Below are 26,459 nucleotides of genomic sequence, written 5' to 3'. Positions count from 1 at the left end.
CGCCGAGCCCGCGCGCCCCGCGGCACCCGACACCGAAGCCGACGCGCAGCCGTCCCGCGCCACGCTCGCCATCCGCCTCCCCGCCGCGCTGCGACGCGTCCTCGGTGTCGCCCCCGCTCCCACCGAGCCGCCGCAGCGCCCCGCCGACGCGCCACCGACCGGACGGCTGGGACCGCCCCGCCGCTCGCCGCTGACCCCTCTCAACAGCCCGCAGATGGTCCACCGACCGGCCCGCACCGTCCCGCCGCTCGCCGAACCCGGCCGGCGCGGCATCGAGGCCCCGCCCAACCTGCCGGAAGGCGACACCATGTCGCCGCTGGCAGCCATGCTGCCGATGGTCGGCGTCATGGGCTCCATGGTGATGATGACCGTGATGCGCAGCAGCCGTTTCGCGATCATCGGGGTGTTCGTCCTGGTCGCCGCCGTCGTCGGCGCCACCGCCATGTTCTTCTCCCAGCGCGGCAAGGCCCGTCGGCGCCGCCGCGTGCAGCGGGAGCGCTACCTGGAGTACCTGGAGGACCTGCGCGAGGAGTTGGCGGAGGAGGACGTGCGCCGCCGCGCCACCGCACGCGCCGCCCACCCGCCGCCCGCGGCGCTGGTCGACCTGGTGGCCGACCAGGCCCGCCTCTGGGAACGCCGCCGCCGCGACCCGGACTTCCTGCACCTGCGCCTCGGCGCCGGCCCGGTGCCGCAGCGCGTGCTGGAGATCGACCACAGCCAGAGCAACGCCATCACCCCGGTCGACCCCTTCATGCGCAACGAGGCCGGCGAACTCCGCGAACGGTTCGGCACCACACCCGACATGCCGCTGACCGTCCCGCTCGACCGGGTCGGGAACGTCTCCGTCGTCGGCACCCGCAAGGACACCCTCCGCGTGCTGCGGGCCCTCCTCACCCAGGCCGCCGTCTCCCACGCCCCCGACGACCTCGGCCTCGCGCTCTGCACCCCCGCCGACAGCCTCGGCCACTACGAATGGGCCAAGTGGCTCCCGCACGCGCTGGACCCCGAGGCGACCGACGCCGCGGGACCGGCCCGCCGCATCGCCACCGACCCCGGCGAGCTCGCCACCGTCATTGCCGCCGAACTCCGCACCCGCGCCGCCCGGGTCACCGAGATCCGCCGCGGCCTCGGCAACAAGGCCGCGCTCGACAACATCAGCCGGCTGCTGGTCGTCCTCGACACCCCCGACGGCCCGGCCACCGAACTCCCGCGCACCGACGAGACCGTCTCCCTCGTCGAACTCGGCGTCACCGTCCTCCACCCGGTCACCCGCCGCGTGGACGAACCCGGCGACGTCAGCGTCCGCATCCTCGTGGACGGCGACCGGATCACCATCGAGGACCTGCGGCAACCGACCCCCGCCCGGCTCCACGGCACCCTCGACGCCTGCCCGCCGCAGCAGTCGGAGAGCCTCGCGCGCGTGCTCGCGCCGCTGCGGCTGTCCCCCGAGTCCGACTCCGGGGACACCCCGCTGAGCGCCCCCGTGAACTTCCCCGAACTCCTCGGCATCGAGGACCCCGCAGCCCTCGACGCGACCCGGCTCTGGGCGCCGCGGGGGGAGCGCGACTTCCTCCGCGTCCCCATCGGGGTCGGCGACCTCCACGAGCCCGTCATGCTCGACATCAAGGAGTCCGCCGAACTCGGCATGGGACCCCACGGGTTGTGCGTCGGCGCCACCGGCTCCGGCAAGAGCGAACTGCTTCGCACCCTGCTGCTGGCCCTCGTCGCCACCCACGCACCCGAGGACCTCGCGGTGGTCCTCGTCGACTACAAGGGCGGCGCGACCTTCGCCCCCTTCGAGTCGCTGCCCCACGTCGCCGGCGTCATCACCAACCTGGAGAGCGTCCCCGGCCTCGTCGAACGGGTCCACGCCAGCCTCGCGGGAGAGGTCAAGCGCCGCCAGCAGGTCCTCAAGGACGCCGGCCACTTCGCCAACGTCGGCGATTACAACGCCGCCCGCCGCAGCTCCCGGCCCGACCTCGACCCGCTGCCCCATCTCTTCGTCGTCATCGATGAGTTCGGTGAACTGCTCACCGCCAAGCCCGACTTCATCGACCTCTTCCTCTCCATCGGCCGCATCGGCCGCTCCATCGGCGTCCACCTGCTGCTGTCCAGCCAGCGCATCGAGGCGGGCAAGCTCCGCGGCCTGGAGACCTACCTCTCCTACCGCCTGGGCCTGCGCACCTTCTCCGCCGAGGAGAGCCGCACCGTCCTCGACAGCAAGGACGCCTTCGAACTCCCGCCCGTCCCCGGCTTCGGCTACCTCAAGGTCGACACCAGCGTCTACGAGCGCTTCAAGGCCGCCTACGTCTCCGGCGCCCACCAGGGCCCTGTCCGCCGCGCCCCCGCCGAGGCGGCCGCCCCGACCGTCACCGTCTTCCCCGCCCGCAACCTGCCCGCCGCACCCGCCGCCGAGCGCGACCCCGACGCCCGGCAGGCCCCGCCCGAACGCGACACCAAGGACGCACCCACCCTGCTGTCCACCGTCGTCGACGCGCTCAGCACCGCCGCCGACCCCGTCCGCCAGATCTGGCTCCCGCCGCTGCCCGACGCCACCACCCTCGACCGCGTCGGCGGCGGGACCACCACCACCCCGGACGGCCTCCGGCTGGGCGGCGCACCGCTCGGCCCCCTCCGGGTGCCCGTCGGGCTGCTGGACGACCCGGGCGAGCAGTGGCAGGGACAGTGGGTCCTCGACCTCACCGTCGCCGGCGGCCACCAGGCCGTCATCGGCGGACCCCAGTCCGGCAAGACCACCCTGCTGCGCACCCTCGTCCTCTCCCTCGCGCTCACCCACAGCCCCCGCGACGTCGCCGTCTACGGGCTCGACCTCGTCGGCGGCGGCCTCCGCCCGCTGGAGGACCTGCCCCACGTCGGCGGCATCGCCACCCGCACCGACCGCGAGCGCGTCACCCGCACCGTCGACGAACTCCGCACGATGCTCGCCGAACGCGAGCTGCTCTTCCGCGACCACGCCATCGACTCCGTCGACTCCCTCCGCCGCGCCCGCGCCGCCGGCCGCCTCCCCGCACTCGGCTCCACCGAGATCGTGCTGGTCATCGACGGCTACGGCGCCATCCGCGAGGAGTTCGACCACCTCGACGGCCCCATCGGCGACCTGCTGCGCCGCGGCGGCGGCTACGGCATCCACGTCGTCGCCGGAATGCTCCGGTGGAACGACGTCCGCATCAACGCCCAGTCCTCCTTCGGCAGCCGACTCGAACTCCGGCTCAACGACCCGCACGACAGCGGCATCGACCGCAAGCTCATGGAGGCCGTCCCCACCGGCACCCCCGGCCGCGCGCTCACCGACGCGCAGCTCTTCGGCCACGTGGCGCTGCCCCGCATCGACGGCACCACCGACCAGGAGAACGCCGGCGGGCTGGAGGAGGCGGTCCGCCGCGTGCGCGACGCCTGGACCGGCGAGCCCGTCCGCGCGGTCCGCGTGCTGCCGCCCCGGCTCCCCGCGTCCTCGCTACCGGCGTTCGACGGCGGCCGGACCATCCCCATCGCCGTCCGGGAGGACCTCACCACCGTCGGGCTCGACCTGGAGGGCGGCGGCGACCAGCACCTCGTCGTGCTCGGCGACAGCGAGTGCGGCAAGACCAACCTGCTCCGGCTCGTCGCCGACGGCCTCATGGAGCGGTACTCGGACGAGGAACTGGTCTTCGCCGTGCTGGACCCGCGCCGCGGGCTGCGCACCGCGGTGCCCGAGCGGTACCGCGGCGGGTACGCCCACAACGCCGACCTCGCCGGACGCCTGGCCGCCGGTATCGCCGGCAAGCTCCAGGAGCGGATGCCCGACTCCGACCTCGCGCCGGAGGCCATGGAGCCCGGAACCTTCACGGGCCCCCGCATCGTCGTGCTCATCGACGACTACGACGTGCTCGCCACCGCCAATCAGCGGCCGTTGCAGCCGTTCCTGCCGTTCATCCCCTCCGCGCCCGACATCGGTCTGCACTTCGTCGTCGCCCGCCGCATGGCCGGCATCTCCCGGGGGTTCTTCGAACCGTTCCTCCAGTCACTGAAGGAGAACGGCAGCACCACCCTGCTGATGACGGGCGACCGGCAGGAGGGCCAGGTCTTTCCCAAGCTGTATCCCAGCGCCCTGCCGCCCGGTCGCGGCGTCCTCGTCCGCCGCGGCGCCCCCTACCAGCTCGTCCAGACCGCGGTGCGCTGACCGCACGAGCGAGGGGCGGCCCCTGAGGGCCGCCCCTCGCCGGGCGAGGCGGACGACGCGTGACGACGCGGCGTCGCGGTTCGGGTTCGGGTTCGGGTTCGGGTTCGGGTTCGGTGAGAGTTTCGGGCCTCAGTCCCCGGCCTCGGGGTCGGTCCAGCACTGCGTGAAGACGTTGAGGTACACGTCCGACTCCTCGCCCGCCGGCAGCCGTCCGGTGCGGGCGTCCGTGAAGAGGGCGCGCAGGAACAACCCCTCGTCCACCTTCTCCGCCCGCAGCTCCCACGCCTGTACAGGGCTGCTGTTGGGCTCGAACATGAGGATCTCCCAGCCCGATTCCTCCAGGTCGTCCCTAACCCTTGTCATTCCGGACTCCAACTCGTCCTCGGGCGCCCCCTCCAGACGGGCCGAGGCGCTCGCCGAGAAGAGGTCCGACCGCCCGTAGTCCATGGAACAGGCCGTCTTGTAGGCGCTGATCTCCTGCCGGTCCAGCGAGGGCGCGACCAGCCCTTCCAGCCGGCCGGCGAGCGCCCGCACTTCCTCCCGGACCTCTTCGACGGGGCGTACGGGAAATTCGGTCGACGTCTCCGGTGCCGGGGCGTCGGTCGACGTCTTGGGCGCCGGGTCGTCCGTCGGACCACATCCGCCGGCGAGGAGGGCCGTGAGCAAGGCCGCGACGGCGAGTGTCGGACGGAAGTGACGGTGGCTACTCATACGGTGCCCTTTCCGGCCGCCCGATGACGACCGCGGCTGGTTCTCACGGTTCGGTTCAGCGTCCCAGTGGCCACTGCGGCCGACCGAGTCGTCGGCCGACCTGCGAGCCCTTAGCCCTCGTCCGAGGGCACGTGGGGCACGAGACCGACGTCGCAGCACGACGCGAGCCCAGCAGGGTCATGCAGCCGTTGTTCGTCCCGCCGCCGAACCAGCGAGTGCCCCCTGTCGCACCGGCCCCGCGTTGCGGTGGCGGCGCGTGCCACCGGGCGTGCCCGCCAGGCGTTCGCCACGGTGCCTCCCGACGAGCTCAGCCGGGGTGCCGCGACACCGTGACGGCGCGGTCTCTCCTACCGGGCGTCGGGGTCGGTGTAGCACTCGGTGAACACCGTCACCTGTACGTCCGACTCCTGCCCTCCGGGCAACCGGCCGGTGCGTGCGTCGGCGAACTCCGCCCGCGCGAACAGTCCCTTGGCGGCGTTCTCCGCCCGCAGTTCGAGTGCCCCCACGGGGCTGCTGTTCGGCTCGAACATCACGATTGCCCAGCCTTCCGCCTCCAGGCCGTCCCGCATCCGGGTCATGCCCGCCTCCATGTCGCCGTCCGGGACACCTCGGAGAGACCACGAGGCCCGGGCGGAGAACAGGTCCACCCGGTCGTACTCGGCCGAGCAAGCCTGCCTGCGAGAGGGAACGGTCGGAGGCTCGGTCGAGGCCGCCATGAGCTCGTCGAGATGCACCGCCGCAGCGCGGGCCTCCTCGCGCACGTCCTCCACGGACCTGACCGGGTACTCGACCGCGGGAGTCTCGTCCTTGGCGTCACTCATCCCGGCACATCCGTTCATCAGGATCCCTGCTGTCACAGCGGCGGAAACGACCGCCCAACGATGCGAAAACGGCTTACTCATAAGAGGCGCGCTCCGGTTGTCCGACGATCACCGCGGCCTGGTTCTTGAGGGTCATCTCGGTCTTCCAGTAGCCACTGTGGTCCTCGGAGTCGTTCGTCAACCGCCGTGCTCCGAAGTCCTCGTCGGACGGTACGTTCGGGACGACGTCGATGTCGTAGTAGGGCGCGAAGCCCCAGCGCGTCTTCCAGCCGCTGTTCGTCTCGCCGTGGAACCAGCGCCCGCCCTCGGCCACCTGGTCCCGGTGGAAGGGCGCCTGCATCCTGCTGCCCGCCCCGCCCCGCCCCGCCCCGCCCCAGGCGTTCGGCGGAGGCGGGGCCAACCCCCGCGCCGTCCGGGAAGACCTCACCACTGTCGGCCTCGACCTCGAAGGCGGAGCTGACCGATACTCCGTCGTGCTCGGCGACTGCGACTGCGGGGATATCGACCTGCTCCGCCTCGTCGCAGACGGCCTCATAGAGACTCGGGGCGATGCCGTCCCGCTGACCAGCGTCAGCTGCGCTCTACCGCATCGCGGTAGCAGATGGTGAACACTGTGACCGCAACGCCGGATTCCGTGCGGCTGTTGGACTCGTTCCGTGCATCCAGGAACAGTGCGTCGAGGAAGAGGCCGCGGCCCGGACGCTCGGCCCGCAGTTCGAGGGCCTCTGCCGGGCTGCTGTTGGGGCCATACATCAGCACGGACCACCCCTCCTCGCGGGCGTGGTCGTGCACTCGGTCCAGTGCCGCTTCCAAGTCTTGCTCCGAAACGCCGCCGATCGACCACACGTGCCTCACTGTGTACAGGTCGGGATCGTTGCCCCCGGCAGGGCACCGGGTCCGACGGGGCGAGTTGTCCATCTGTAGCGAGCCCTCGTCCAGCCCGGTCGCTCGGGCTAGTGCTCGCGACACCTCGGTTACCTCCCGCACAACATCGGAGTGGGACCGCTCTGTGGCCGCGTCAGCGGAGCCGTCGACGCGGGCAGGGGAGTTGTCAGAGTTCATACCGCATCCAGAGATTGCTAGGGCGATGGCGGCAGTGCATACTGCCACGCGCTGGCGGAGGGAGCGTGTGTGTTCATTCATGCGTCACCATCCCTGGGACTCCGACGACCACGAATGCCTGGTTACGCAGGTTCAGCTCGGAATTCCAGTAGTCGCTGTGGTCGCTTGCATCGGTCTTCATCCGGTTCGCCCCAAAATCCGCGTCCGACGGAACGTTGGGCCATGCGTCGAAGAAGCTGTCCGTCTTTCCGTGGAAGACGCGGCCGAGTGTCACCGGGTCGGAGGTGAGCGGAGCCTGCATCGACCATACGTTCTCCGCGCCGACACCGAGTTCCCTGGCATGACTGACCGTCATGCCAGGACTCCCGACCGCGATGATGTTGTCTGCCGAGATCGTCTCGCCCCTCCCCTCCTCCTGAGTGGCCTCACCGACAACCGTGCTGCCGTAGCTGTGACCGATGACTGTGGTGTTGCCGGGGCCAGCCGTTCGTGAGCTCGCGATCCCGTCGAGGAAATCATTGAGTTGGCTGCCGCCACGCTCGGCGTACTCACCTTTCCGGGCTTCGGGCAGAGTTTCGGGCGCCTCGTAGCCGATCCACATGATCGTCGAGACCTCCTCCCCCGGGGTAGCCAGAGTGTCGGAGGTCTCCCACAGGTCCAGGGTGCGATCCATGTTGTTACCGAACTCCGTGATGTCGGAACCGGTCCCCGGTACAAAGACCGCAGTATGGTCCGCCGTGTCCGGGTTGCCGTTGGCAACTGCTACCTGTCCGCGCCCGGATGGATCGAAGTGCAGGAGAAAAGGCTGCGGCAGGTCTGAGTGGCCGTAGTGCCCGAGCCGGTTGATGCGGTCGTGGATGTCGACGGGCCCCATGAGGAGCTTCCGCTCCTCGTCCCACCGCTTCCACTCCCGGGTCTCCACGTCGACGTACCCGTCCTCGTAGACGCGCTCGCTTCGCTGAACGCGCACGTACCGGTCGGGCTGCTGCGCCAGGTGCTCCCGGAGTGCCAGGTCGGGGCGTTCGCGCTCCCACCAGCGGTCGAAGACGATGCGGTTGGCGCGGTCCCGGTCGACCACGGGGATGCCGTCGAGAGCACCGATGCCCGCGGGGTTGCCCTGGATCCAGCGCTCTTGCTCCTGCGCGCTGAGCCCCTGCCACCACCGGTTCGCCGCCTCGGGAGAGGTGAAGCACGGCAGCGGCGGCGAGGGTGCCAGGAAAAGCCACGGCGGCTGGTAGCCGGGGGCCCACGGGCCCGGCATGCCGTGGTCCTGGCCGTAGGGGAGGGCGGAGTTGATCGTCCGGACGGTCTCCTCCTCCATGCGCGCGAAGTCGGCGACCAGCGCCGCGACATCGCCCCGGATCTCCTCGCTCTCCTGTTCGTGGCGTGCGAAGTCGGGGTCGTCCTCGGGGACGGAGGGGATCTCCGCCGCCCGGGTGCGCAGCGCGTCGAGCCGGGCGCTGATGGTCTGGGCGTCGCGTGCGTAGTCGTCGACCGCGAGAGCCACGCGTGCCACGCTCTGGCGGACCGACTCGCCGTTCTCCCGCACCGGCACGGTGGTGGCCAGCAGGTCTGCGGTCTCGGGCGCGCTGTAGTGGTTGCCGATTCTCTGGAAGGTCAGGTGCAGGCTGTCCCCGGAGTCGTAGATGTCGTCGGCGTCCTTGCCCAACCGGCGAGTCGCCTCCTGCAAGGTCTCCAGGTTGCCCGAGAACACCGGGATCTCCGTGGTCCTGATCAGCGCCATACCGCCCCCCTGTCGCACCGGCCCCGCGCCGCGGTGGCGGCGCGTGCCACCGGGCGTGCCCGCCGATCGGCCGGTCCTCGGCCTCGGCGGGCTCGTCTTCACTCCGGAGATCTGTGTAACAGGCCGCGGAACGCCCGGACAACCGTGTCCCGGGCTCTGTGACAGGACCAGAGCATTCCCGGGCCGGACTCGTCGCCGTGTCCTCCTCAGTTCTTCGAGGTGTCCTCGAAACAGCGGGTGAAGACCGACACGCTGATCTCGGACTTCTGGCCCTCGGCCAACCTCCCCGTGCGTGCGTCGGCGAATCGGGCGTAGGCGAAGAGCTCTTCTGCTTCCTTCTCCACGCGCAGTTCGAGGCTCTGCGCGTCGCTGCTGTTGGGTTCGAACATCACGACGGTCCAGCCTTCGTCGGACAGTGCTCGATGGAGTCGGTCCATCGCAGCCTCCATGTCCTCTTCCGGGACCTGGGTGGCGCGCCAGAGGTCGGTCACCGTGGCGAGCTCGCTGCCGTCGCCGTCGGGACAGAAGCTGCGTTCCGGCGGAAGTGGACGTTCGACGTTCGCCTCCGGCAGCTCCAGCAGTCGCATCATGTGGTCGGAGACGTCTGTGACCTCCCTGACCACTCCGGCAGGGTCGAGTCGTGGTGGCTGACCACCGGACGAGCCGGTGTGCTCCTCGGCCTCGGGGATTCCGCAGCCGAGGACGAGGAACGAGGCGAGGACGACGACGGCCCGCGCCCCGAAAGAACCAGCGGGGCTACTCACGGGTGACCTCCTGCGGTCTGCCGACGACGGGATGAGCATCCGGGTCCGAGGGGACGTGGGACAGCAGGTCGGGTCGTGGGAGGGCGCGAGGCCGCAGCGCGTCGTCCAGCCGCTGTGGGTCTCACCGCGGTGCCGGCGACCGCCCCGCAAGGGACCGATGTCCTGCCGCTGACCGGCGTCAGCTGTGCGGGGCCGCATCGCGATAGCAGGTGGTGAACACGGTGACTGCAATGCCGGATTCGGTGCGGCTGTTGAACGCATTCCGTGCATCCAGGAAGAGCGCATCGACGAAGTGCCCACGGTCCGGGCGCTCGGCTCGTAGCTCGAGGGCCTCTGCCGGGCTGCTGTTGGGCCCGTACAGCAGGACAGACCACCCCTCCTCACGGACGTGGTCATGTACGCGGTCGAGCGCCGACTCCAGGTCCTGCTCCGGAACGCCGGTGATCGACCACACGTGCTCCACGGTGAACAGGTCGGGGTCGTCACCGCCGACAGGGCACGGGGCCCGGCGGGGAGAGTTGTCCATCCGCAGCGAGCCCTGGTCCAGCCCACCCGCCCGGGCGAGCGCCCGCGACACCTCGGCCACCTCCCGCGCCGCATCGGAGAGGGACCGTTCCGCGGCCGTGTCGGCGGGGGCGTCGCCGCGGGCAGCGGAGTTCGTGCCGCATCCGGAGATCGCCAGGACGACGGCGGTCGCGCATACTGCCGCGCGACGGCGGAGGGGGCGTGTGTGCTGGTTCATGCGTCACCATCCCTGGTCATTGGCGTTGTTCTCCGTCCGGTTCGCCCCGAAGTCCGCATCCGTCGGCACGTCGGGCCGTGCGTCGACGGAGCCGAGCGCCACCGGGTCGGAGGCGAGGGGCGCCCGCGTCGACCACCCGCATCGACCACACGTTCTCCGCCCCGACTCCGCGCCCACGGCGCTGCTGACGGGCATCCTGGGTGGCTCCCGACCGCGATGATGCGGGCTGCGGGATGCTCCGTACCGTCCTCCTGAGCGGCCCCACCCACGACCGTGCTGCCACAGCCGTGGCCCCCTGTCGCACCGGCCCCGCGCCGCGGTGGCGGCGCGTGCCACCGGGCGTGCCCGCCGATCGGCCGGTCCTCGGCCTCGGCGGGCTCGTCTTCGCTTCGGAGATCTGTGTAACAGGCCGCGGAACGCCCGGACAACCGTGTCCCGGGCTCTGTGACAGGACCAGAGCATTCCCCGGCGCGACCTTAGAGCCGCGCCCCCGCCGCGCCATCGGGGCACCGGCGGGTGCTGGACGGCTGGGGCGGCTGGGGGAACCGCAGCGGTCGGTGCGTGCGTGATGCACCGGTGAGACCACGTCGCCGCGGGACGGCGACGTCGGGACAACGGGGAAGAACGGGGAAGGAAGCCGATGGAGTGGGACATCACACCGGAGGGTGTGCGCAACCGGTTGGCCGAGTACGCCCGCGCCTCGTCCCGGCTGGACGCCGGGGCGAAGGTGTGCGTGTCCGACCTCAACGAGGCCGCGGGCTCGTGCGGCGGGCTCGGCGTGGGCTCGGTGGCCGGCAGCCCGGTCGGGGACGCGCTGACCCGGTTCACCGCGCAGACGGTGGACTGCCTCACCGGGATGCGGGGCGCCGCCGACAGGTCCGACGTCGGCGCCACGGAGGTGACCGCGAGCTACGGGAGTGGCGACGTCGCGATGGAGGCCAACGGGCTCAGCCGGGGTGACATTCGGGCACCGATCGCCTTCGGGCCGATGTCGCCGCACCTCGCACCGCACGTGACCCCGCCGACGCTCGGGTTCGGGGACCCGGGGACGGGCCCCGCCGCCCCCTGGGGCTGACCCCGCGCTCCGCGCCACCCGGACCGACCCGGTGGCGCGGCCCCGTATCCCACACCCGGGCGGGGACCGCCACCCCGCCGGGGCGCGCAGCGGCGCTATCCGGCCCCGTTCGGCACCTCCGCCCCATGCCCACGGGAGCCCGGGAACGGCCCCGTCCGGCGCGCGGCGCGCTCACCCAGGGGCGTCCCCGTCGCGGCGCTGCGCGGGGGCGGTGGCCGCGCCCGGTGGCCGGCCGTCCGTGCCGGCCCCCGTCGCCCGGTGGTCGGTCCCTCGGTGCGCCCCGACCGGCCGACCGCGGCCCCCGTCGCTGCCGGTCGACCGGAACGCCCAGTTCATCGCGGGTTCCACCGCGGGCCGGAACAGCCGGCGGACCGGCGCGGTGCAGAGCACCGTGACGACGGCGGCGGCGAGCGCGGTGACGGTCACCTGGCCGAGCGGCGTGGAGATCCACTCGGCTTCGTACCAGCCCCACCACCGCGAGCCCTTGGCGAGGAAGCCGTGGAGCAGGTACCCGTAGAGGGTGCCTGCGCCCAGCGCGGTGTACCAGGTGGCGTGTGCGGGGACCCAGGCCAGGAAGGCGGCGGTCAGCACCAGCCCCGCGCCGAAGAGGGCCAGCGTCATGGCCGGGCCCGTCCACCACAGGTGGCCCATCTCCTGGGCGGAGTTGGTCCGGTAGAACCAGCGCGCACTCATACGCGGGACGGCCCAGTAGGCGACGAGGAGACCGCCGACGAGGGCGGGAACCGCCATCAGCCGGACGTCCGGGCGCCGCAGACGCTCGAAGTGTTCCCGCCGGAGGGTCAGCCCGAGCACGAAGAACGGGAGGAACTGGAGGACGCGCTGGATGTTGAAGTCGTCCCCGAGTTCCGGGGAGACCGAGGCGAGGGCGGCGATCCCGAGGGCCACCGGCACGGGGTACCTGATGATCCGCCAGAACGGCGCCGTCAGCCGCCACACGAACAGCGCGAGCAGGAACCACGTGACGTAGTACGGGTCGAGCAGGCTCCAGGGGTGGTCGCCCCCGTGCACCTGGCGGTGGAAGGCGATGTACGCCACCTCGAAGACCAGGTACGGCACCCCGATGCCGGTGACCAGCCGGCGCAGCTGGTCGGGGCGGCCGGTGAAGCTCCGCGAGAAGTAGCCCGCCACCACGATGAACGCCGGCATGTGGAACGTGTAGACGAACATGTACAGCGCCGAGGCGGCGCGTGAGCTGTCCATCAGTGGCGTCCAGGCGTGCCCCATGGCGACCAGCACGATCGCGAGGTACTTGACGTTGTCGAAGTACGGGTCGCGCGCGGCCCGCGGTTTCGCCGTCGGCGGAGCCGCCGGCTCCCGGGCGCGGCCGGCGCGCCCTCGCTCTGCGCCCGGCGCCCCGGTCTCGGGGACCGGTGTCGGGCGGTCCGCCGTCAGGACCGTGTGATCACGAACGTGCAACATCGTCGGCACAATAGCCGCCCGCGGGCGCGCGGCACATTCGACGACTCCGAAGCCCGTGAAGCATTTGAAGACTGTGGTTAGAAGATGCTCGCATTGTGCGAAGAGACGCACTGAGATGATTGATCAATGACCATTATTGACCGGTTTGCGTGGCATATATCCGGCCAAACCCCAGGGTGTCGTCGCGTGTCGCGGTGAGTTGTGTCATCTCGGCCCGCGCGGGTGGGGGTGCTGACCCGGAGGGGTGTTCGGGGTTGGTGAATTTACCTCCTCGATCACGCCCGGTGATAACTGATCGATAACGGCAACGCATCGTGTGTGCGGCCCGTCCGGATGTGACGCAGATCAGCCGACCGTCTGTCACCGGCCGCCCACGGGGCGCGGGTTGAGGTGGCACGATGGTGCGTGCTTGGGACGCTCCGACGCGGGGAAGCCCCCAAGCGGTGAACGGCGTTCCTTCCGAGGGTGTGATCTGTAGTGGTTATCTCGTTCTCGCTCGCACTGCTGCTGGGCGTGGTCCTCGTCGTGATGATTCGCGGCGGGTCCGTCAAGTGGGGACCGGCCATCGTGGCCATCCTCTTCGGCTTCTCCCTCGCCTCCACGGGTGCCGCCGATCCCATACGGGACTTCCTGGAGTCGATCGGCAACTCGATCGGCGCGGTGGACGACTCCATCAGCTCCGTCGGCCCGGTCGACGATCCCGTCGACTCCAGCGGGCCCTGAACCACCGCGGCCCGGCCCCTCGACGAGGGACCGGGCCGGTGATGTGGAGCGGGTGACGGGAATCGAACCCGCGTAGCTGGTTTGGAAGACCAGGGCTCTACCATTGAGCTACACCCGCGTACGGCGCCCGGCGTCGCACACGAGGTGTCGAACCGGGGACGCGGTGAGCATCGTATCAGCGCGTGCCCGCCCCCGATCACGGGCGCCCTGCCGGCACCGAGCCGGGCGCGCGGCGGTCCGGCGTGCGCCGTGCCCGGTACGTGGGGCTCCCGGCGTACCTGTACGCTACGTCTCGCATCGTGAGCCATTACGGGGTGTGGCGCAGCTTGGTAGCGCGTCCGCTTTGGGAGCGGAAGGTCGTCGGTTCGAATCCGGCCACCCCGACCACGTACGATGAGTTCGCGCGTGCCTGTGTCGTGTCCGCATTCCATGCCGTATACGGGGCGCCCCAAGATTTTCCGATAGCTGTCTGCCCCAAGGAGACCGACCGTGAAGAGCGCCGTGGAGACCCTGAACCCGACCCGGGTTCGGCTCACTGTCGAGGTGCCCTTCGAGGAGCTCAAGCCCAGCCTCGACGCGGCGTACAAGAAGATCAACCAGCAGCTCAGCATTCCGGGTTTCCGCAAGGGCAAGGTCCCGGCGCGGGTCATCGACCAGCGGGTCGGCCGCGGTGCGGTGCTGGAGGAGGCCGTCAACGACGCCCTCCCGAAGATCTACCAGGATGCCGTCAACGAGGGTGAGCTGAGCCCGCTCGGTCAGCCCGAGGTCGACATCACCGAGCTGAAGGACGGCGAGCTGCTGGCCTTCACCGCCGAGGTCGACATCCGGCCCGAGCTGGAGATCCCGGACTACTCCGGTATCGAGGTCACCGTGGACGCCGTCGAGGTCAGCGACGAGGACGTCGCCGAGGCCCTCGACCAGCTCCGCGACCGCTTCGCCACCACCTCGGTCGTCGAGCGCGCCGCCGCCGAGGGCGACGTCGTCAAGCTCGACCTGGAGGCCCGCGTCGACGGCGAGCTGCTCGACGACGGCGTCGCCAAGGGCGTCGACTACACCATCGGCTCCGGTCGGCTGCTGGACGGCATCGACGAGGCCGTCACCGGCCTGGAGGCCGGCGCCGAGGCCACCTTCGCCAGCGAGCTCAAGGGCGGTTCCGCCGCCGGGCGCGAGGCCCAGGTGACCGTCCGCGTCGAGACCGTCTCCGCCCGCGAGCTGCCCGAGCTGGACGACGAGTTCGCCCAGCTGGCCAGCCAGTTCGACACCCTGGACGAGCTGCGCGAGGACAGCCGCGAGCGCCTCGGCCGCCAGAAGCAGTACGAGCAGGCCACCAGCGCGCAGGAGAAGGTGCTGGAGGAGCTCCTGGAGCTCGTCGAGGTGCCGATCCCCGAGAAGCTGCTCCAGGACGAGGTCGAGACCCGTCGCCACAACCTGGTCAACCACCAGCTGGGCCAGCTCGGCATGGACTTCGACGCCTACCTGAAGATGCAGGAGAAGACGGCCGAGGAGTTCGACGCCGAGCTCAAGGAGCAGGCGGAGAAGGGCATCCGCACCCAGTTCGTGCTGGACGAGATCGCCAAGCGCGAGCAGCTCAGCGTCAGCCAGGAGGAGCTCACCGAGCACCTCATGCGCCGTGCGCAGTCCTCCGGCATGAGCCCCGACCAGTTCGCCAAGGCGGTCGTCGAGGGCGGCCAGGTGCCGATGCTGGTCGGCGAGGTCAGCCGCGGCAAGGCGCTGGCCACCGTGGTCGAGTCCGTCAAGGTCGTCGACACCAACGGTGAGCCCGTCGAGCTGGACGACGAGGACGAGACGGCCGAGACCGTCGAGGCCGTCACCGAGACCGAGTCCACCGAGGCGCCCGCCGCCGAGGGCGACAAGGACGAGGCCGGCGAGGCCAAGAGCACCAGCTGACGTCGCGGCGGCCGGCGCCGCCACGGCGCCCCCGCGACAGCCGGAACGGGGCCGGACGCTACGAGCGTCCGGCCCCGTTCCGTCCCCGGGCCGCGCGGCCGCCCTGCGCGCACCGCCACCCTGCGCTCACAGCGAACAGTTACCTGGCCGGGACGGGTCGGCGGGGGCAGCGCGTTAAGGTCCGTAAGAACAATGCAGATGCCGAATGACGGTCGAGTGACGACGCGGCCGTGCAACGAATGAGCAGGTGGAATACGTGACGCTTCCGATGCCTTCCGCCGCCGCCGACGCTATGAACGGCGGTCTCGGCGACCAGGTCTACAACCGGCTGCTCAACGAGCGGATCATCTTCCTCGGCCAGCCCGTGGACGACGACATCGCCAACCGGATCACCGCGCAGCTGCTCCTTCTCGCCGCGGACCCGGAGAAGGACATCAACCTGTACATCAACAGCCCGGGCGGTTCCATCACCGCCGGGATGGCGATCTACGACACGATGCAGTTCATCAAGAACGACGTGGTGACGATCGCCATGGGCATGGCCGCCTCCATGGGCCAGTTCCTGCTGAGCGCCGGCACCCCCGGCAAGCGCTTCGCGCTGCCGAACGCCGAGATCCTGATCCACCAGCCGTCCGCCGGCCTCGCCGGCTCCGCCTCGGACATCAAGATCCACGCCGAGTGGCTGCTGCGTACCAAGAAGAAGATGGCGGAGCTCTCCGCGCACCACACCGGCCAGAGCGTCGAGCAGTGGACGCGCGACGCCGACCGCGACCGCTGGTTCACGGCCGACGAGGCGCGTGAGTACGGCCTGGTGGACGCGGTGATCTCCGACGCCGCGGACATCCCCGGCAGCGGTGGCACCGGCGCCTGACGGCGCACCCCGCCCCTTCACGGCACCGGCCGGGGCCGTCCCCCGGCTTCCCCCGCAGCCCGCACCTCACCTGGAGACACAGACGATGGCACAGTCACCCGCCTTCCCCGGCTCCGGCCTGTACGACCGGACCCCCGCCGAGGCACGCTACGTCGTGCCCCGCTTCGTCGAGCGCACCTCGCAGGGTGTCCGCGAGTACGACCCCTACGCCAAGCTCTTCGAGGAGCGGGTGATCTTCCTCGGGGTGCAGATCGACGACGCCTCGGCCAACGACGTCATGGCGCAGCTGCTGTGCCTGGAGTCGATGGACCCGGACCGCGACATCCAGATCTACATCAACAGCCCCGGTGGGTCGTTCACGGCGCTGACCGCGATCTACGACACCATGCAGTTCGTGAAGCCGGACATCCAGACCGTCTGCATGGGCCAGGCCGCCTCGGCCGCCGCGGTGCTGCTGGCGGCGGGCACCGCCGGCAAGCGCATGGCGCTCCCGAACGCGCGCATCATGATCCACCAGCCCTACAGCGAGACCGGCCGCGGTCAGGTCTCCGACCTGGAGATCGCCGCCAACGAGATCCAGCGCATGCGGATCCAGCTGGAGGAGATGCTCTCCACGCACTCCACCAAGCCGATCGACCAGATCCGCGACGACATCGAGCGGGACAAGATCCTGACCGCCGAGGGCGCCAAGGACTACGGTCTGATCGACCAGATCGTCACCACGCGTTCCTCGACCGACTGAGGAACCACGGCGGATTTCCCCGGTAGGCCCGCCTTGGACAGGGGTTCCTCGGTGGAGGATTCCCGACAAGGGGGGCCTACCGGCAGGGCGACGGGGTACCGTCGTCAGGGCAAGACATGGCGAACTAGCACCAGGCAGCGTCCCCCGGGGCGCTGCGCAGGCGAAGGGGACGCACCTCGTGGCACGCATCGGTGACGGCGGCGATCTGCTCAAGTGCTCGTTCTGCGGCAAGAGTCAGAAGCAGGTGAAGAAGCTCATCGCGGGCCCGGGGGTCTACATCTGCGACGAGTGCATCGATCTCTGCAACGAGATCATCGAGGAGGAGCTCGCCGAGTCGCCCGACGCGGAACTGAGCGAGCTCCCCAAGCCGCGGGAGATCTACGAGTTCCTCGAGAGCTACGTGGTCGGCCAGGACGACGCCAAGAAGGCGCTGTCCGTGGCCGTGTACAACCACTACAAGCGGGTCCGCGCCAGCGAGCAGGACTCCGGCTCCCGGGACGAGGACATCGAGCTGGCGAAGTCCAACATCCTGCTGCTCGGCCCGACCGGCTCCGGCAAGACGCTGCTGGCGCAGACCCTGGCCCGCATGCTGAACGTGCCGTTCGCGATCACCGACGCCACCGCCCTCACCGAGGCCGGGTACGTGGGTGAGGACGTCGAGAACATCCTGCTCAAGCTGATCCAGGCGGCCGACTACGACATCAAGAAGGCCGAGCAGGGGATCATCTACATCGACGAGATCGACAAGGTCGCCCGCAAGAGCGAGAACCCGTCGATCACGCGTGACGTCTCCGGCGAGGGCGTGCAGCAGGCGCTGCTGAAGATCCTGGAGGGCACCACCGCCGCGGTGCCGCCGCAGGGCGGGCGGAAGCACCCGCACCAGGAGTTCCTCCAGATCGACACCTCCAACGTGCTGTTCATCGTCGGTGGCGCCTTCGCGGGGCTCGACGAGATCATCCGGGCCCGTTCCGGCTCGCGCGGCATCGGCTTCGGCGCGGACATCCGCTCCAAGCGCGACACGGACTCCTCGGAGCTGCTCTCCGACGCGCTCCCCGAGGACCTCGTCAAGTACGGCATGATCCCGGAGTTCATCGGCCGGCTCCCCGTGATCACCTCGGTGCACAACCTGGACCGCGAGGCACTGCTCCGCATCCTCACCGAGCCGCGCAACGCGATCGTCAAGCAGTACCAGCGGCTCTTCGAGATCGACGGCGTGGAGCTGGAGTTCGACCGGCTCGCGCTGGAGGCCATCGCCGACCAGGCGATCCTGCGGGGCACGGGCGCCCGCGGACTGCGCGCGATCATGGAGGAAGTCCTCCAGTCGGTGATGTACGAGGTGCCGTCCCGGGAGGACGTGGGCCAGGTCGTCATCACCGAGGAGGTCGTGCGCTCCAACGTCAACCCGACGCTGGTGCCCCGCTCCCGCCTCGCCAAGCAGCGCGGCAACCAGGACCGCACCCCGCGCGAGCGCACCGCCTGACGGCCCCTCGGCCGTGTCGGTGAGCGCACCGCCCGGTCAGCGTTCGACCCGGGTGTCCTCACGGAGCTGGAGGGTGATCTCGGCGGCCTCGGCCGTCGGCACCGCGTCCGCGTAGTCGATGTCGTCCGGGGTGAGGGTCTCCGGGTCGACGTCGGTGGGGAAGGTGGGGCTGTTCAGCAGGTAGGCGGCGCCCACCGTGGAGTAGTCGGCCCACACGCAGACGGTGGTGGTGTACTCCAGCGTCCCGAGCTCCTCGTCGTTGTTGGTCTCGGTGGCCTGCTGGCACTTGAGCACCACCTCGTCGTCCCCGAACGACTCGGCCGTCCCGATGAGCTCGATGGTCGACTCCGGGCTGTTGCTCTCCGCCAGGCCCGCCGTCAGCTCATGGAAGAGGCCGTCGACGGTCTGCTGCGGCCGGTGCACCTCGCCCCACATGCCGGCGAACAGCAGACCGCGCCCACCGGTCATCAGCAGTTCCTCGGGGGCGTCGATGTCGGCGTCGGTGAAGCTGCCGTTGACGGAGCCGCTGAACTCCACGCCGGCCTCGGCGAGTGCGTCGTCGTCGGGCTCGACACCCTCGTCGGTGCCCTCGGCCATGAGCTGGAAGCTGCCGCTCGTCTGGGGGAGCGCGAGTTCGTACCGGGTGCCGTCGTCGGCCGCGAGAGGGGTGTCACCGCCGCTGAGAACGGTGTACAGCGCGCCGCCGATCACCACGGCGCCGATCCCCGCGCCGACGGCGAACAGCACCTTCCGCTTGCTGCGTCCCCCGCCCTGGGGCGGCTGCGGCGGCTGCTGGCCGTAGGGGGGCTGCCCGCCGTAGGGCTGCTGCTGCGGCGGGTACTGCTGCGGCACCTGCTGTCCGGGGTACTGGCCGTGCTGCGGGGGCTGCGGCTGCGCGTAGCCGCCGGTGCCGTGCGGCGGCTGCGGGGGCTGCTGCTGGGGGTAGCCGTAGGGGCCCGACTGCTGCGGGGGCTGCTGGGGGTAGCCGTAGCCCTGGCCGCCGGGCTGCGCGTACGGGTTTGGGCCGCCGGGCGCCCCGCCCTGCGGCGGCGGAGCGCCGTACGGGCCGGGCTGCCCGGGCTGCTGGGGTTGCCCGTACGGCCCCGGCTGGTTGTGGCTCATCTTCTTCCCCTCGAAGAGCGTGTGCGTCGATAGCTCCGCCCATCCTGGCGGACCCGGCGCTGCCCTGTACATCCGGGCCCGAAACCGATTCGAACCCGGGACATTGCCGCCGATACACTGACGCCCGTGACCGACAACACTCAGCAGCCCGGACCCGGGCCCCAGCGCGCCCCCGCCGATCTCCCGACGCAGTACGCGCCGGCCGAGGTAGAGGGGAAGCTGTACGACCGCTGGGTAGAGCGCGGTTACTTCGAGGCGGACGCCACCAGCGACAAGCCGCCCTACACGATCGTCATCCCGCCGCCCAACGTCACCGGTAGCCTCCACCTGGGCCACGCCTTCCAGCACACCCTCATGGACGCCCTGACCCGCCGCAAGCGGATGCAGGGGTTCGAGGCGCTGTGGCTGCCCGGCATGGACCACGCCGGCATCGCCACCCAGAACAAGGTCGAGCAGCAGCTCGCCGAGGAGGGCCGCTCCCGGCAGGACCTCGGCCGTGAGGAGTTCACGGACCGCGTCTGGCAGTGGAAGGAGGAGTACGGCGGCCGCATCCTCGGCCAGATGCGGCGGCTCGGCGACGGCGTCGACTGGTCGCGCGAGCGGTTCACCATGGACGAGGGCCTCTCGCGTGCCGTCGGCACCATCTTCAAGCGCCTCCACGACGACGGGCTGATCTACCGCGCCGAGCGGATCATCAACTGGTGCCCGCGCTGCCTGACGGCCATCTCGGACATCGAGGTGGACTACCAGGAGGACGCGGGTGAACTGGTCTCCATCGCCTACGGCGAGGGCGAGGACCGGCTGGTCGTCGCGACCACCCGCGCCGAGACGATGCTCGGCGACACGGCGGTCGCGGTCCACCCCGAGGACGAGCGCTACCGGCACCTCATCGGACGGCAGATCAAGCTCCCGCTGACGGACCGGACCATCCCCGTCGTCGCCGACGAGCACGTCGACCCCGAGTTCGGCACCGGCGCCGTCAAGGTGACCCCGGCGCACGACCCGAACGACTTCGCCATCGGCCGGCGCCACGACCTGCCGTCCCTGACGGTCATGGACGAGCGCGGCGTCATCACCGTGCCCGGCCCGTTCGAGGGGTTGGACCGGTTCGAGGCCCGCTCGACCATCGTCAGCGCGCTGCGCGAGCAGGGGCGGATCGTCGCCGAGAAGCGGCCCTACCTGCACGCGGTCGGCCACTGCTCCCGCTGCCAGACCACCGTCGAGCCGCGGCTGTCCATGCAGTGGTGGGTCAAGGTCGGCCCGCTGGCGCAGGAGGCCGGCGACGCCGTCCGCGACGGCCGCGTCGCGATCCACCCGCCGGAGATGGCCAAGCGCTACTTCGACTGGGTCGACAACATGCACGACTGGTGCATCTCGCGGCAGTTGTGGTGGGGCCACCGCATCCCCGTCTGGTACGGCCCGAACGGCGAGACGGTCTGCGTCGGCCCCGACGAGGAGCCGCCGACCGGCGAGGGCTGGACCCAGGACAGCGACGTCCTGGACACCTGGTTCTCCTCCGGCCTGTGGCCGTTCTCCACTCTCGGTTGGCCCGAGCAGACCTCGGACCTCAAGAAGTTCTACCCGACCGACACCCTGCTGACCGGCCACGACATCATCTTCTTCTGGGTCGCCCGGATGATGATGTTCGGCCTCTACGCCCTCGACGGCACCCCGCCGTTCCGGACGATCGCCCTCACCGGTCTCGTCCGCGACGAGCACGGCAAGAAGATGTCGAAGTCGTTCGGGAACGTCGTCGACCCGCTGGACTGGATGGACCGCTACGGCGCGGACGCCGTCCGTTTCACCCTCGCCCGCGGCGCCAACCCCGGCGCGGATGTGCCGATCGGCGAGGACTGGGTCCAGGCCTCGCGGAACTTCGCCAACAAGCTGTGGAACGCCACCCGGTTCGCGCTGATCAACGGCGCCACCGTCGACGGCCCGCTGCCCGCGGCCGAGCGGATGTCGGCCACCGACCGGTGGATCCTCTCCCGACTCGACGCGGTGGTCGCCGAGGCCGACGCCGGCTACGAGGACTACCAGTTCGCCAAGGTCAGCGACCTCCTCTTCCACTTCGCGTGGGACGAGGTCTTCGACTGGTACGTGGAGCTGAGCAAGACGGTCTTCGCCGCCGGCGGCGAGCCCGCCGACGTCTCCCGCCGCGTCCTGGGCGAGGTGCTGGACCGCACGCTGCGGCTGCTGCACCCGATCGTGCCGTTCGTCACCGAGGAGCTGTGGACCACCCTCACCGGCCGGGAGTCGGTCGTGGTCGCGGCCTGGCCCGAGGACACCGGCTTCCGCGACGCGGCGGCCGAGGCGGAGCTCGCCACCGTCCGCCGGGTGGTCACCGAGATCCGCCGGTTCCGCGCCGACCAGGGCCTCCAGCCCGGGCAGCGGGTCCCGGCCCGGCTGGAGCTGGACGGGACCGGCCTCGCCGGCCACGAGGAGGCCATGCGCGCCCTGCTGCGGCTCCAGCCCGCCGGTGACGCCTTCGAGGCGACCGCCACGCTGCCGGTCGCCGGTGCCACGGTCGCGCTCGACCTGTCCGGCGTCATCGACGTCGAGGCCGAGCGCAAGCGGCTCCAGAAGGACCTCGCCGCTGCCGAGAAGGAGCTGAAGCAGACCACCGCGAAGCTCGGCAACGAGGGGTTCCTCGCCAAGGCACCGGCCCCGGTCGTGGAGAAGATCCGCGCCCGCCAGGCCACCGCCGAGGCGGACATCACCCGGCTGACCGGCCAGCTGGAGCGGCTGCCCCGCGGCTGACCGGCCGCAGGCGCGCCCGCGACGCCCGGTTCGGCTCCCCTCGGGGAGCGGGACCGGGCGTTCCGCGTCCACCCCGCCGGCCCGGCACGTGCGGGTGGCGCACCGCGGGCCGCCGCCCTTCCGTAGACTTGAGCCCCGTGAGCGACACCCCCGACGACTTCGGCCCCGACAGCCCCGACGACCACGCCCCCGACACCCCGGGCGGCGACCCGTTCGCGGAGATCGTCGAGGAGGAGACCGTCCGAGATCCCGACCTGGCCGTCATCGAGGCCGGGAGCCGGACGCTGCGTGCCCTGTCCGGCCCGCCCTCCGCCGAGGACGACGTCCCCGGACGTCCCGAGGACCCGGAGACCGACCGCGCGCTGGCCGAGGTCGAGGCGGAGCTGGCGGGGCGGTGGCCCGAGACCAAGCTGGACCCGTCCCTGGTCCGCATCCGGGAGCTGATGGACGTCCTCGGTGATCCGCAGCGCTCCTACCCGGCGATCCACATCACCGGCACCAACGGCAAGACCACCACCGCTCGCATGATCGAGACGCTGCTCGGCGCCTTCGAACTGCGGACCGGCCGGTTCAGCAGCCCGCACGTGCAGTCGATCACCGAGCGGATCAGCCTGGACCGGCGCCCGATCGACCCCGAGCGGTTCATCGAGACCTACCGCGACCTGCTGCCCTTCGTCGAGCTGGTCGACGCCCGGCAGGAACACCGCCTCTCCTTCTTCGAGGTGCTCACCGCGATGGCGTTCGCCGCGTTCGCCGACGCCCCGGTCGACGTCGCCGTCGTCGAGGTCGGCATGGGCGGCGAGTGGGACTGCACCAACGTCGTCGACGGCCAGGTGGCCGTGGTCACCCCCATCTCGCTGGACCACACCGACCGCCTCGGCACCACCGAGGAGGCCATCGCCGGCGAGAAGTCCGGGATCATCAAGCAGGACGCCACCGTCGTCCTCGCGCAGCAGCCGCTCGACGCCGCAGCGGTCATGCTGCGTCGCGCCGGGGAGCGGGACGCCACCGTGGCCCGCGAGGGGCTGGAGTTCGGCGTCGTCTCCCGGGAGGTCGCGGTCGGCGGCCAGCTGCTGACGCTGCGCGGCCTCGGCGGCGAGTACCCCAACGTCTTCCTGCCGCTGCATGGCGAGCACATGGCGCACAACGCCGTGGTGGCGCTGGCGGCGGTGGAGGCGTTCTTCGGCATCGGCGCCACCCACCACCGGACGCTCGACCAGGACCTGGTGCGCGAGGCGTTCGCGCAGGTCACCTCGCCCGGACGGTTGGAGCTGGTCCGCACCAGCCCCAGCGTCATCCTGGACGCGGCGCACAACCCGGCGGGCGCCGCCGTCACGGCCGCCGCCATCGGTGAGGCATTCGACTTCAGCCGCCTCATCGGGGTGGTCTCCACCAGCGCCGGCAAGGACGTGCGCGGAGTGCTGGAAGCCCTGGAGCCGGTGCTGGCCGAGGTCGTGGTCACCGGCAACTCGACGCACCGCGCCATGGACCCCGACGAACTGGCGGCCGTCGCGGTCGAGGTCTTCGGTGAGGACCGCGTCCAGGTGGAGCCCCGGCTCGACGACGCCATCGAGGCCGCGATCACCCTCGCCGAGGAGTCCGCCGAGTACGGCGGAGCGGGTGTGCTGGTGACCGGCTCCGTGATCACCGTGGGCGAGGCCCGCGTGCTGCTGCGAAGGGACCGCTGATGCGCACCCTGTGTTCCGCGACGCTCATCTCCGAGACCCTGCTCGTCGGCCTCGTCGGACTGGTCGCCTACCGGATGACGGACGTCCCGGCCGGGACGCTGTGGGCGGTGTGCGGCGTCGTCATGGCGCTGTGCGTGCTGCTCTGCGGCTTCGTGACGCGCCCCGGGGGAGTGGCGATGGGCTGGGCGCTCCAGGTCGGCCTGGTGCTCAGCGGTTTCCTCGTCCCCATGATGTTCTTCCTCGGCGCGTGCTTCGCCGGCCTGTGGTGGGCCTCGGTCCACTTCGGGCGGCGGGTCGACGAGCTGAAGGCGGCGCACGCCGCGCAGGCCTGACGGCGGCGCGCCGCGGGGCGCCGCACCGGGCCGGCGGGACGGCGGTCGCCGACCGGTCCGAGGCGCCCCCGGGGCGCGCGGCGACGATCCGGGCGCCGGTCCGGGTGGCGGCCCTACCCGGGGCCGACTGGGGGCGCGGGCCGCGGTGCGGGTATCGTGCGGGCTCACCGGTCGATGCCGCGCGGCCGCCCGCGCCGGGCATCCCGGGCCTTCACCTGTCCCGCACCGCACCCCGGTTGGAGCCCATCCATGACCCAGCGCACCCTCGTTCTCCTCAAGCCGGACGCCGTCCGCCGCGGGCTGGTCGGCGAGATCATCGGCCGGATCGAGGCGAAGGCGGGTTGGAGCATCACCGCGCTGGAGATGCGGACGCTGGACCGCGAGACGCTGGCGCGCCACTACGCCGAGCACGAGGGCCGGCCGTTCTACGAGCCGCTGATGGAGTTCATGGTCTCCGGCCCGTCGATCGCGATGATCGTCGAGGGCGAGCGCGTCATCGAGGGCGTGCGGACGCTCTCCGGCCCGACCGACCCGATCGCCGCGACCCCCGGCTCGATCCGCGGCGACTTCGGCACCATCGTCCGCGAGAACCTCATCCACGCGTCGGACTCCGAGGCGTCCGCCGAACGCGAGATGAAGATTTTCTTCCCCGGTCTGAGCTAATTCCGGACTGTTCCGTCCGACCGCGTGTCAGGACCGGACATCCCGACCGGCGCCGCCGTCACGGTGCATTCCGCGTGGCACCGGCGAACCGGCGAACCGAATCACGGATAGCCGCGGGCCCCACCCGGCCCGCGGCATCCGGCCACCCGCCGCCGCGCGACACGCCCGGCCGGACCGGTGGTCCGCGGGCCCCGTCGCACCCGGCGAGAATTACCCGCACCGCGCTTGTCGCTCCAATGCGCTCCGCCATCGGGGTATGTAGAGTCGAACGGGCAAGTCTTCACCCGAACACGACGTCACCATGACGGTGGACGGGCCGGGTTCCGTTGACAATGGCGACTCAAGGCGCACCGGCGCCCTGTGCCCGACCGGCCGGGGATACGATGTGACGCGTGCCCACCGCGTAGTTCGCGGGCGGCGGCGACATCGCATCCTGCCGACCTCCACGCACCCAACGCTCCAGCTGGAAGGCCAGACGTATCCTCATGAGCAATATGTCTTTCATGGGTCGAGACATGGCAGTCGATCTCGGAACGGCCAATACGCTGGTGTACGTCAGAGGCCGTGGCATCGTGCTGAACGAGCCTTCCGTCGTCGCCATCAACACCAACACCGGTGGCATTCTCGCCGTCGGATCCGAGGCGAAGAAGATGATCGGCCGGACCCCCGGCAACATCGTCGCCGTGCGTCCCCTCAAGGACGGGGTGATCGCCGATTTCGAGATCACCGAGCGGATGCTCCGCTACTTCATCCTGAAAATCCACAAGCGCCGCTACCTCGCCCGCCCCCGCGTCGTGGTCTGCGTTCCCTCGGGCATCACCGGGGTCGAACGACGCGCCGTCATCGAGGCGTCGACGCAGGCGGGCGCGCGCCAGGTCCACATCATCGAGGAGCCCATGGCCGCCGCCATCGGCTCCGGCCTCCCGGTGCACGAGGCGACCGGCAACATGGTCGTCGACATCGGCGGCGGCACCACCGAGGTCGCGGTGATCTCGCTCGGCGGCATCGTCACGGCCCAGTCCATCCGCGTCGCCGGCGACGAGCTGGACAACGCGATCATCCAGCACATCAAGAAGGAGTACAGCCTCCTGCTGGGCGAGCGCTCCGCCGAGAACATCAAGATCACCATCGGCTCCGCCTACGACACCGAGCAGGACGAGCACACCGAGATCCGCGGCCGCGACCTCGTCAGCGGGCTGCCGAAGACCGTCGTGATCTCCTCCGGCGAGGTCCGCAAGGCGATGGAGGAGCCCGTCAACTCCATCGTGGACGCCGTCAAGACCACCCTCGACAAGTGCCCGCCCGAGCTCTCCGGCGACATCATGGACCGCGGCATCGTCCTCACCGGCGGCGGCGCCATGCTCCGCGGCCTCGACGAACGCCTCCGCCAGGAGACCGGCATGCCCATCCACATCGCCGAGGACCCGCTCGACTCCGTCGCCCTCGGTTCCGGCAAGTGCGTCGAGGAGTTCGAGGCGCTGCAGCAGGTACTGGACGCCCAGCCCCGACGGTGACGCCCCCCGGGCCCCACCGCGCGGCACCGCCCCGCCGGCTGCGGCCGGGCAGCGCACGCCGCCCGGCGGGCCCACCGGCGGGTGGACCACCGCACGACGCAGAAAGGCACGGCCTCC

Annotated in this window: 21 protein-coding genes and 2 tRNA genes; 13 read left to right on the top strand and 10 right to left on the bottom strand. The window is 71.0% G+C overall.

The annotated features are described in order from the left end of the window. The first annotated feature begins 214 nt into the window (after window positions 1-214). Entirely contained in the window at window positions 215-4,180 is a 3,966-nt protein-coding gene (gene eccCa, locus HCN52_RS04335; protein WP_168087016.1) for a type VII secretion protein EccCa, read from the top strand. 129 nt (window positions 4,181-4,309) lie between these two features. On the opposite strand, the gene HCN52_RS04330 is transcribed toward eccCa, so the two are convergent. The 7 genes from HCN52_RS04330 to HCN52_RS04300 all read right to left on the bottom strand — a co-directional run bounded on the left by HCN52_RS04330 (window position 4,310) and on the right by HCN52_RS04300 (window position 10,024). Then, window positions 4,310-4,891 carry a hypothetical protein gene (locus HCN52_RS04330; RefSeq protein WP_168087012.1) on the bottom strand — a complete coding sequence of 194 codons (582 nt, stop codon included), beginning with the start codon at window positions 4,889-4,891 and terminating at the stop codon, window positions 4,310-4,312. A gap of 347 nt (window positions 4,892-5,238) precedes the next feature. Further along, the gene (locus HCN52_RS04325; RefSeq protein WP_168087011.1) at window positions 5,239-5,712 is read right to left on the bottom strand and encodes a hypothetical protein; all 474 of its coding nucleotides are present in this window, start codon (window positions 5,710-5,712) and stop codon (window positions 5,239-5,241) included. 73 nt (window positions 5,713-5,785) lie between these two features. Beyond that, window positions 5,786-6,052: a hypothetical protein gene (locus HCN52_RS04320; RefSeq protein WP_168087010.1), complete on the bottom strand. Its 267-nt coding sequence runs from the start codon at window positions 6,050-6,052 to the stop codon at window positions 5,786-5,788. 230 nt (window positions 6,053-6,282) lie between these two features. Beyond that, window positions 6,283-6,558, bottom strand: a complete 276-nt coding sequence (locus HCN52_RS04315; RefSeq protein ID WP_168087009.1) for a hypothetical protein — start codon at window positions 6,556-6,558, stop codon at window positions 6,283-6,285. A gap of 289 nt (window positions 6,559-6,847) precedes the next feature. Beyond that, the gene (locus HCN52_RS04310; protein ID WP_168087008.1) at window positions 6,848-8,518 is read right to left on the bottom strand and encodes an alpha/beta hydrolase; all 1,671 of its coding nucleotides are present in this window, start codon (window positions 8,516-8,518) and stop codon (window positions 6,848-6,850) included. 206 nt (window positions 8,519-8,724) lie between these two features. Next, the gene (locus HCN52_RS04305; protein ID WP_168087007.1) at window positions 8,725-9,282 is read right to left on the bottom strand and encodes a hypothetical protein; all 558 of its coding nucleotides are present in this window, start codon (window positions 9,280-9,282) and stop codon (window positions 8,725-8,727) included. A gap of 178 nt (window positions 9,283-9,460) precedes the next feature. Beyond that, the gene (locus HCN52_RS04300) at window positions 9,461-10,024 is read right to left on the bottom strand and encodes a hypothetical protein (RefSeq protein WP_168087006.1); all 564 of its coding nucleotides are present in this window, start codon (window positions 10,022-10,024) and stop codon (window positions 9,461-9,463) included. Between the two features lie 640 nt (window positions 10,025-10,664). On the opposite strand from HCN52_RS04300, the gene HCN52_RS04295 reads away from it, so the two are divergent. Further along, a complete protein-coding gene (locus tag HCN52_RS04295; RefSeq protein ID WP_168087005.1) occupies window positions 10,665-11,099 on the top strand; it encodes a DUF6507 family protein in 435 nt (144 codons plus the stop codon). Window positions 11,100-11,270: 171 nt separating this feature from the next. Here HCN52_RS04295 and HCN52_RS04290 read toward each other — a convergent pair whose 3' ends face one another. Further along, a complete protein-coding gene (locus HCN52_RS04290; RefSeq protein WP_168087004.1) occupies window positions 11,271-12,539 on the bottom strand; it encodes an acyltransferase family protein in 1,269 nt (422 codons plus the stop codon). Between the two features lie 477 nt (window positions 12,540-13,016). Here HCN52_RS04290 and HCN52_RS04285 point away from each other — a divergent pair, with 477 nt between their 5' ends. Continuing rightward, window positions 13,017-13,262 carry a hypothetical protein gene (locus tag HCN52_RS04285; RefSeq protein WP_168087003.1) on the top strand — a complete coding sequence of 82 codons (246 nt, stop codon included), beginning with the start codon at window positions 13,017-13,019 and terminating at the stop codon, window positions 13,260-13,262. Between the two features lie 44 nt (window positions 13,263-13,306). Here the strand turns inward: HCN52_RS04285 and HCN52_RS04280 are convergent. Beyond that, window positions 13,307-13,380 (bottom strand) — tRNA-Gly (locus tag HCN52_RS04280). A 192-nt stretch (window positions 13,381-13,572) separates the two neighbouring features. On the opposite strand from HCN52_RS04280, the gene HCN52_RS04275 reads away from it, so the two are divergent. The 5 genes from HCN52_RS04275 to clpX all read left to right on the top strand — a co-directional run bounded on the left by HCN52_RS04275 (window position 13,573) and on the right by clpX (window position 18,263). Beyond that, a tRNA-Pro gene (locus tag HCN52_RS04275) sits at window positions 13,573-13,649 on the top strand. Between the two features lie 102 nt (window positions 13,650-13,751). Beyond that, entirely contained in the window at window positions 13,752-15,170 is a 1,419-nt protein-coding gene (tig, locus tag HCN52_RS04270; RefSeq protein WP_168087002.1) for a trigger factor, read from the top strand. A 256-nt stretch (window positions 15,171-15,426) separates the two neighbouring features. Beyond that, window positions 15,427-16,041 (top strand): ATP-dependent Clp protease proteolytic subunit, encoded by a 615-nt coding sequence (locus tag HCN52_RS04265; RefSeq protein ID WP_168087001.1) that lies wholly within the window; start codon window positions 15,427-15,429, stop codon window positions 16,039-16,041. Between the two features lie 85 nt (window positions 16,042-16,126). After that, window positions 16,127-16,783, top strand: a complete 657-nt coding sequence (locus HCN52_RS04260; RefSeq protein ID WP_168087000.1) for an ATP-dependent Clp protease proteolytic subunit — start codon at window positions 16,127-16,129, stop codon at window positions 16,781-16,783. Window positions 16,784-16,961: 178 nt separating this feature from the next. Then, window positions 16,962-18,263, top strand: a complete 1,302-nt coding sequence (gene clpX / locus HCN52_RS04255; protein WP_168086999.1) for an ATP-dependent Clp protease ATP-binding subunit ClpX — start codon at window positions 16,962-16,964, stop codon at window positions 18,261-18,263. Between the two features lie 36 nt (window positions 18,264-18,299). Here clpX and HCN52_RS04250 read toward each other — a convergent pair whose 3' ends face one another. Beyond that, window positions 18,300-19,385 (bottom strand): hypothetical protein, encoded by a 1,086-nt coding sequence (locus HCN52_RS04250; RefSeq protein ID WP_168086982.1) that lies wholly within the window; start codon window positions 19,383-19,385, stop codon window positions 18,300-18,302. A gap of 126 nt (window positions 19,386-19,511) precedes the next feature. Between HCN52_RS04250 and HCN52_RS04245 the strand changes: the two genes are divergently transcribed. From HCN52_RS04245 to HCN52_RS04225, 5 genes are all read left to right on the top strand, one after another. After that, window positions 19,512-22,145: a valine--tRNA ligase gene (locus tag HCN52_RS04245; protein ID WP_168086998.1), complete on the top strand. Its 2,634-nt coding sequence runs from the start codon at window positions 19,512-19,514 to the stop codon at window positions 22,143-22,145. A 137-nt stretch (window positions 22,146-22,282) separates the two neighbouring features. Continuing rightward, window positions 22,283-23,833, top strand: a complete 1,551-nt coding sequence (folC, locus tag HCN52_RS04240; RefSeq protein ID WP_168086997.1) for a bifunctional tetrahydrofolate synthase/dihydrofolate synthase — start codon at window positions 22,283-22,285, stop codon at window positions 23,831-23,833. After that, window positions 23,833-24,165 carry a DUF4233 domain-containing protein gene (locus HCN52_RS04235; protein WP_168086996.1) on the top strand — a complete coding sequence of 111 codons (333 nt, stop codon included), beginning with the start codon at window positions 23,833-23,835 and terminating at the stop codon, window positions 24,163-24,165. The genes folC and HCN52_RS04235 overlap by 1 nt, the downstream gene beginning before the upstream one ends. 249 nt (window positions 24,166-24,414) lie before the next feature. Further along, window positions 24,415-24,828, top strand: coding sequence for a nucleoside-diphosphate kinase (gene ndk, locus HCN52_RS04230; RefSeq protein ID WP_168086995.1), 414 nt, complete (start codon window positions 24,415-24,417; stop codon window positions 24,826-24,828). A gap of 494 nt (window positions 24,829-25,322) precedes the next feature. Then, window positions 25,323-26,342, top strand: coding sequence for a rod shape-determining protein (locus HCN52_RS04225; protein ID WP_167932897.1), 1,020 nt, complete (start codon window positions 25,323-25,325; stop codon window positions 26,340-26,342). Window positions 26,343-26,459 lie beyond the last annotated feature (117 nt).

It is taken from the genome of Streptomyces bohaiensis, from assembly GCF_012033785.1.
Classification (GTDB): domain Bacteria; phylum Actinomycetota; class Actinomycetes; order Streptomycetales; family Streptomycetaceae; genus Streptomyces; species Streptomyces bohaiensis.
This window is presented reverse-complemented; position numbering and strand designations above follow the sequence as displayed.

Excerpts from the sequence above, each read along its gene's own strand:
- eccCa (WP_168087016.1), top strand. The coding sequence starts at position 215 with ATGGTCCACCGACCGGCCCGCACCGTCCCGCCGCTCGCCGAACCCGGC.
- HCN52_RS04330 (WP_168087012.1), bottom strand. The coding sequence starts at position 4,891 with ATGAGTAGCCACCGTCACTTCCGTCCGACACTCGCCGTCGCGGCCTTG.
- HCN52_RS04325 (WP_168087011.1), bottom strand. The coding sequence starts at position 5,712 with ATGAGTGACGCCAAGGACGAGACTCCCGCGGTCGAGTACCCGGTCAGG.
- HCN52_RS04320 (WP_168087010.1), bottom strand. The coding sequence starts at position 6,052 with ATGCAGGCGCCCTTCCACCGGGACCAGGTGGCCGAGGGCGGGCGCTGG.
- HCN52_RS04310 (WP_168087008.1), bottom strand. The coding sequence starts at position 8,518 with ATGGCGCTGATCAGGACCACGGAGATCCCGGTGTTCTCGGGCAACCTG.
- HCN52_RS04300 (WP_168087006.1), bottom strand. The coding sequence starts at position 10,024 with ATGAACCAGCACACACGCCCCCTCCGCCGTCGCGCGGCAGTATGCGCG.
- HCN52_RS04295 (WP_168087005.1), top strand. The coding sequence starts at position 10,665 with ATGGAGTGGGACATCACACCGGAGGGTGTGCGCAACCGGTTGGCCGAG.
- HCN52_RS04290 (WP_168087004.1), bottom strand. The coding sequence starts at position 12,539 with ATGTTGCACGTTCGTGATCACACGGTCCTGACGGCGGACCGCCCGACA.
- HCN52_RS04260 (WP_168087000.1), top strand. The coding sequence starts at position 16,127 with ATGGCACAGTCACCCGCCTTCCCCGGCTCCGGCCTGTACGACCGGACC.
- HCN52_RS04250 (WP_168086982.1), bottom strand. The coding sequence starts at position 19,385 with ATGAGCCACAACCAGCCGGGGCCGTACGGGCAACCCCAGCAGCCCGGG.
- HCN52_RS04235 (WP_168086996.1), top strand. The coding sequence starts at position 23,833 with ATGCGCACCCTGTGTTCCGCGACGCTCATCTCCGAGACCCTGCTCGTC.
- ndk (WP_168086995.1), top strand. The coding sequence starts at position 24,415 with ATGACCCAGCGCACCCTCGTTCTCCTCAAGCCGGACGCCGTCCGCCGC.
- HCN52_RS04225 (WP_167932897.1), top strand. The coding sequence starts at position 25,323 with ATGTCTTTCATGGGTCGAGACATGGCAGTCGATCTCGGAACGGCCAAT.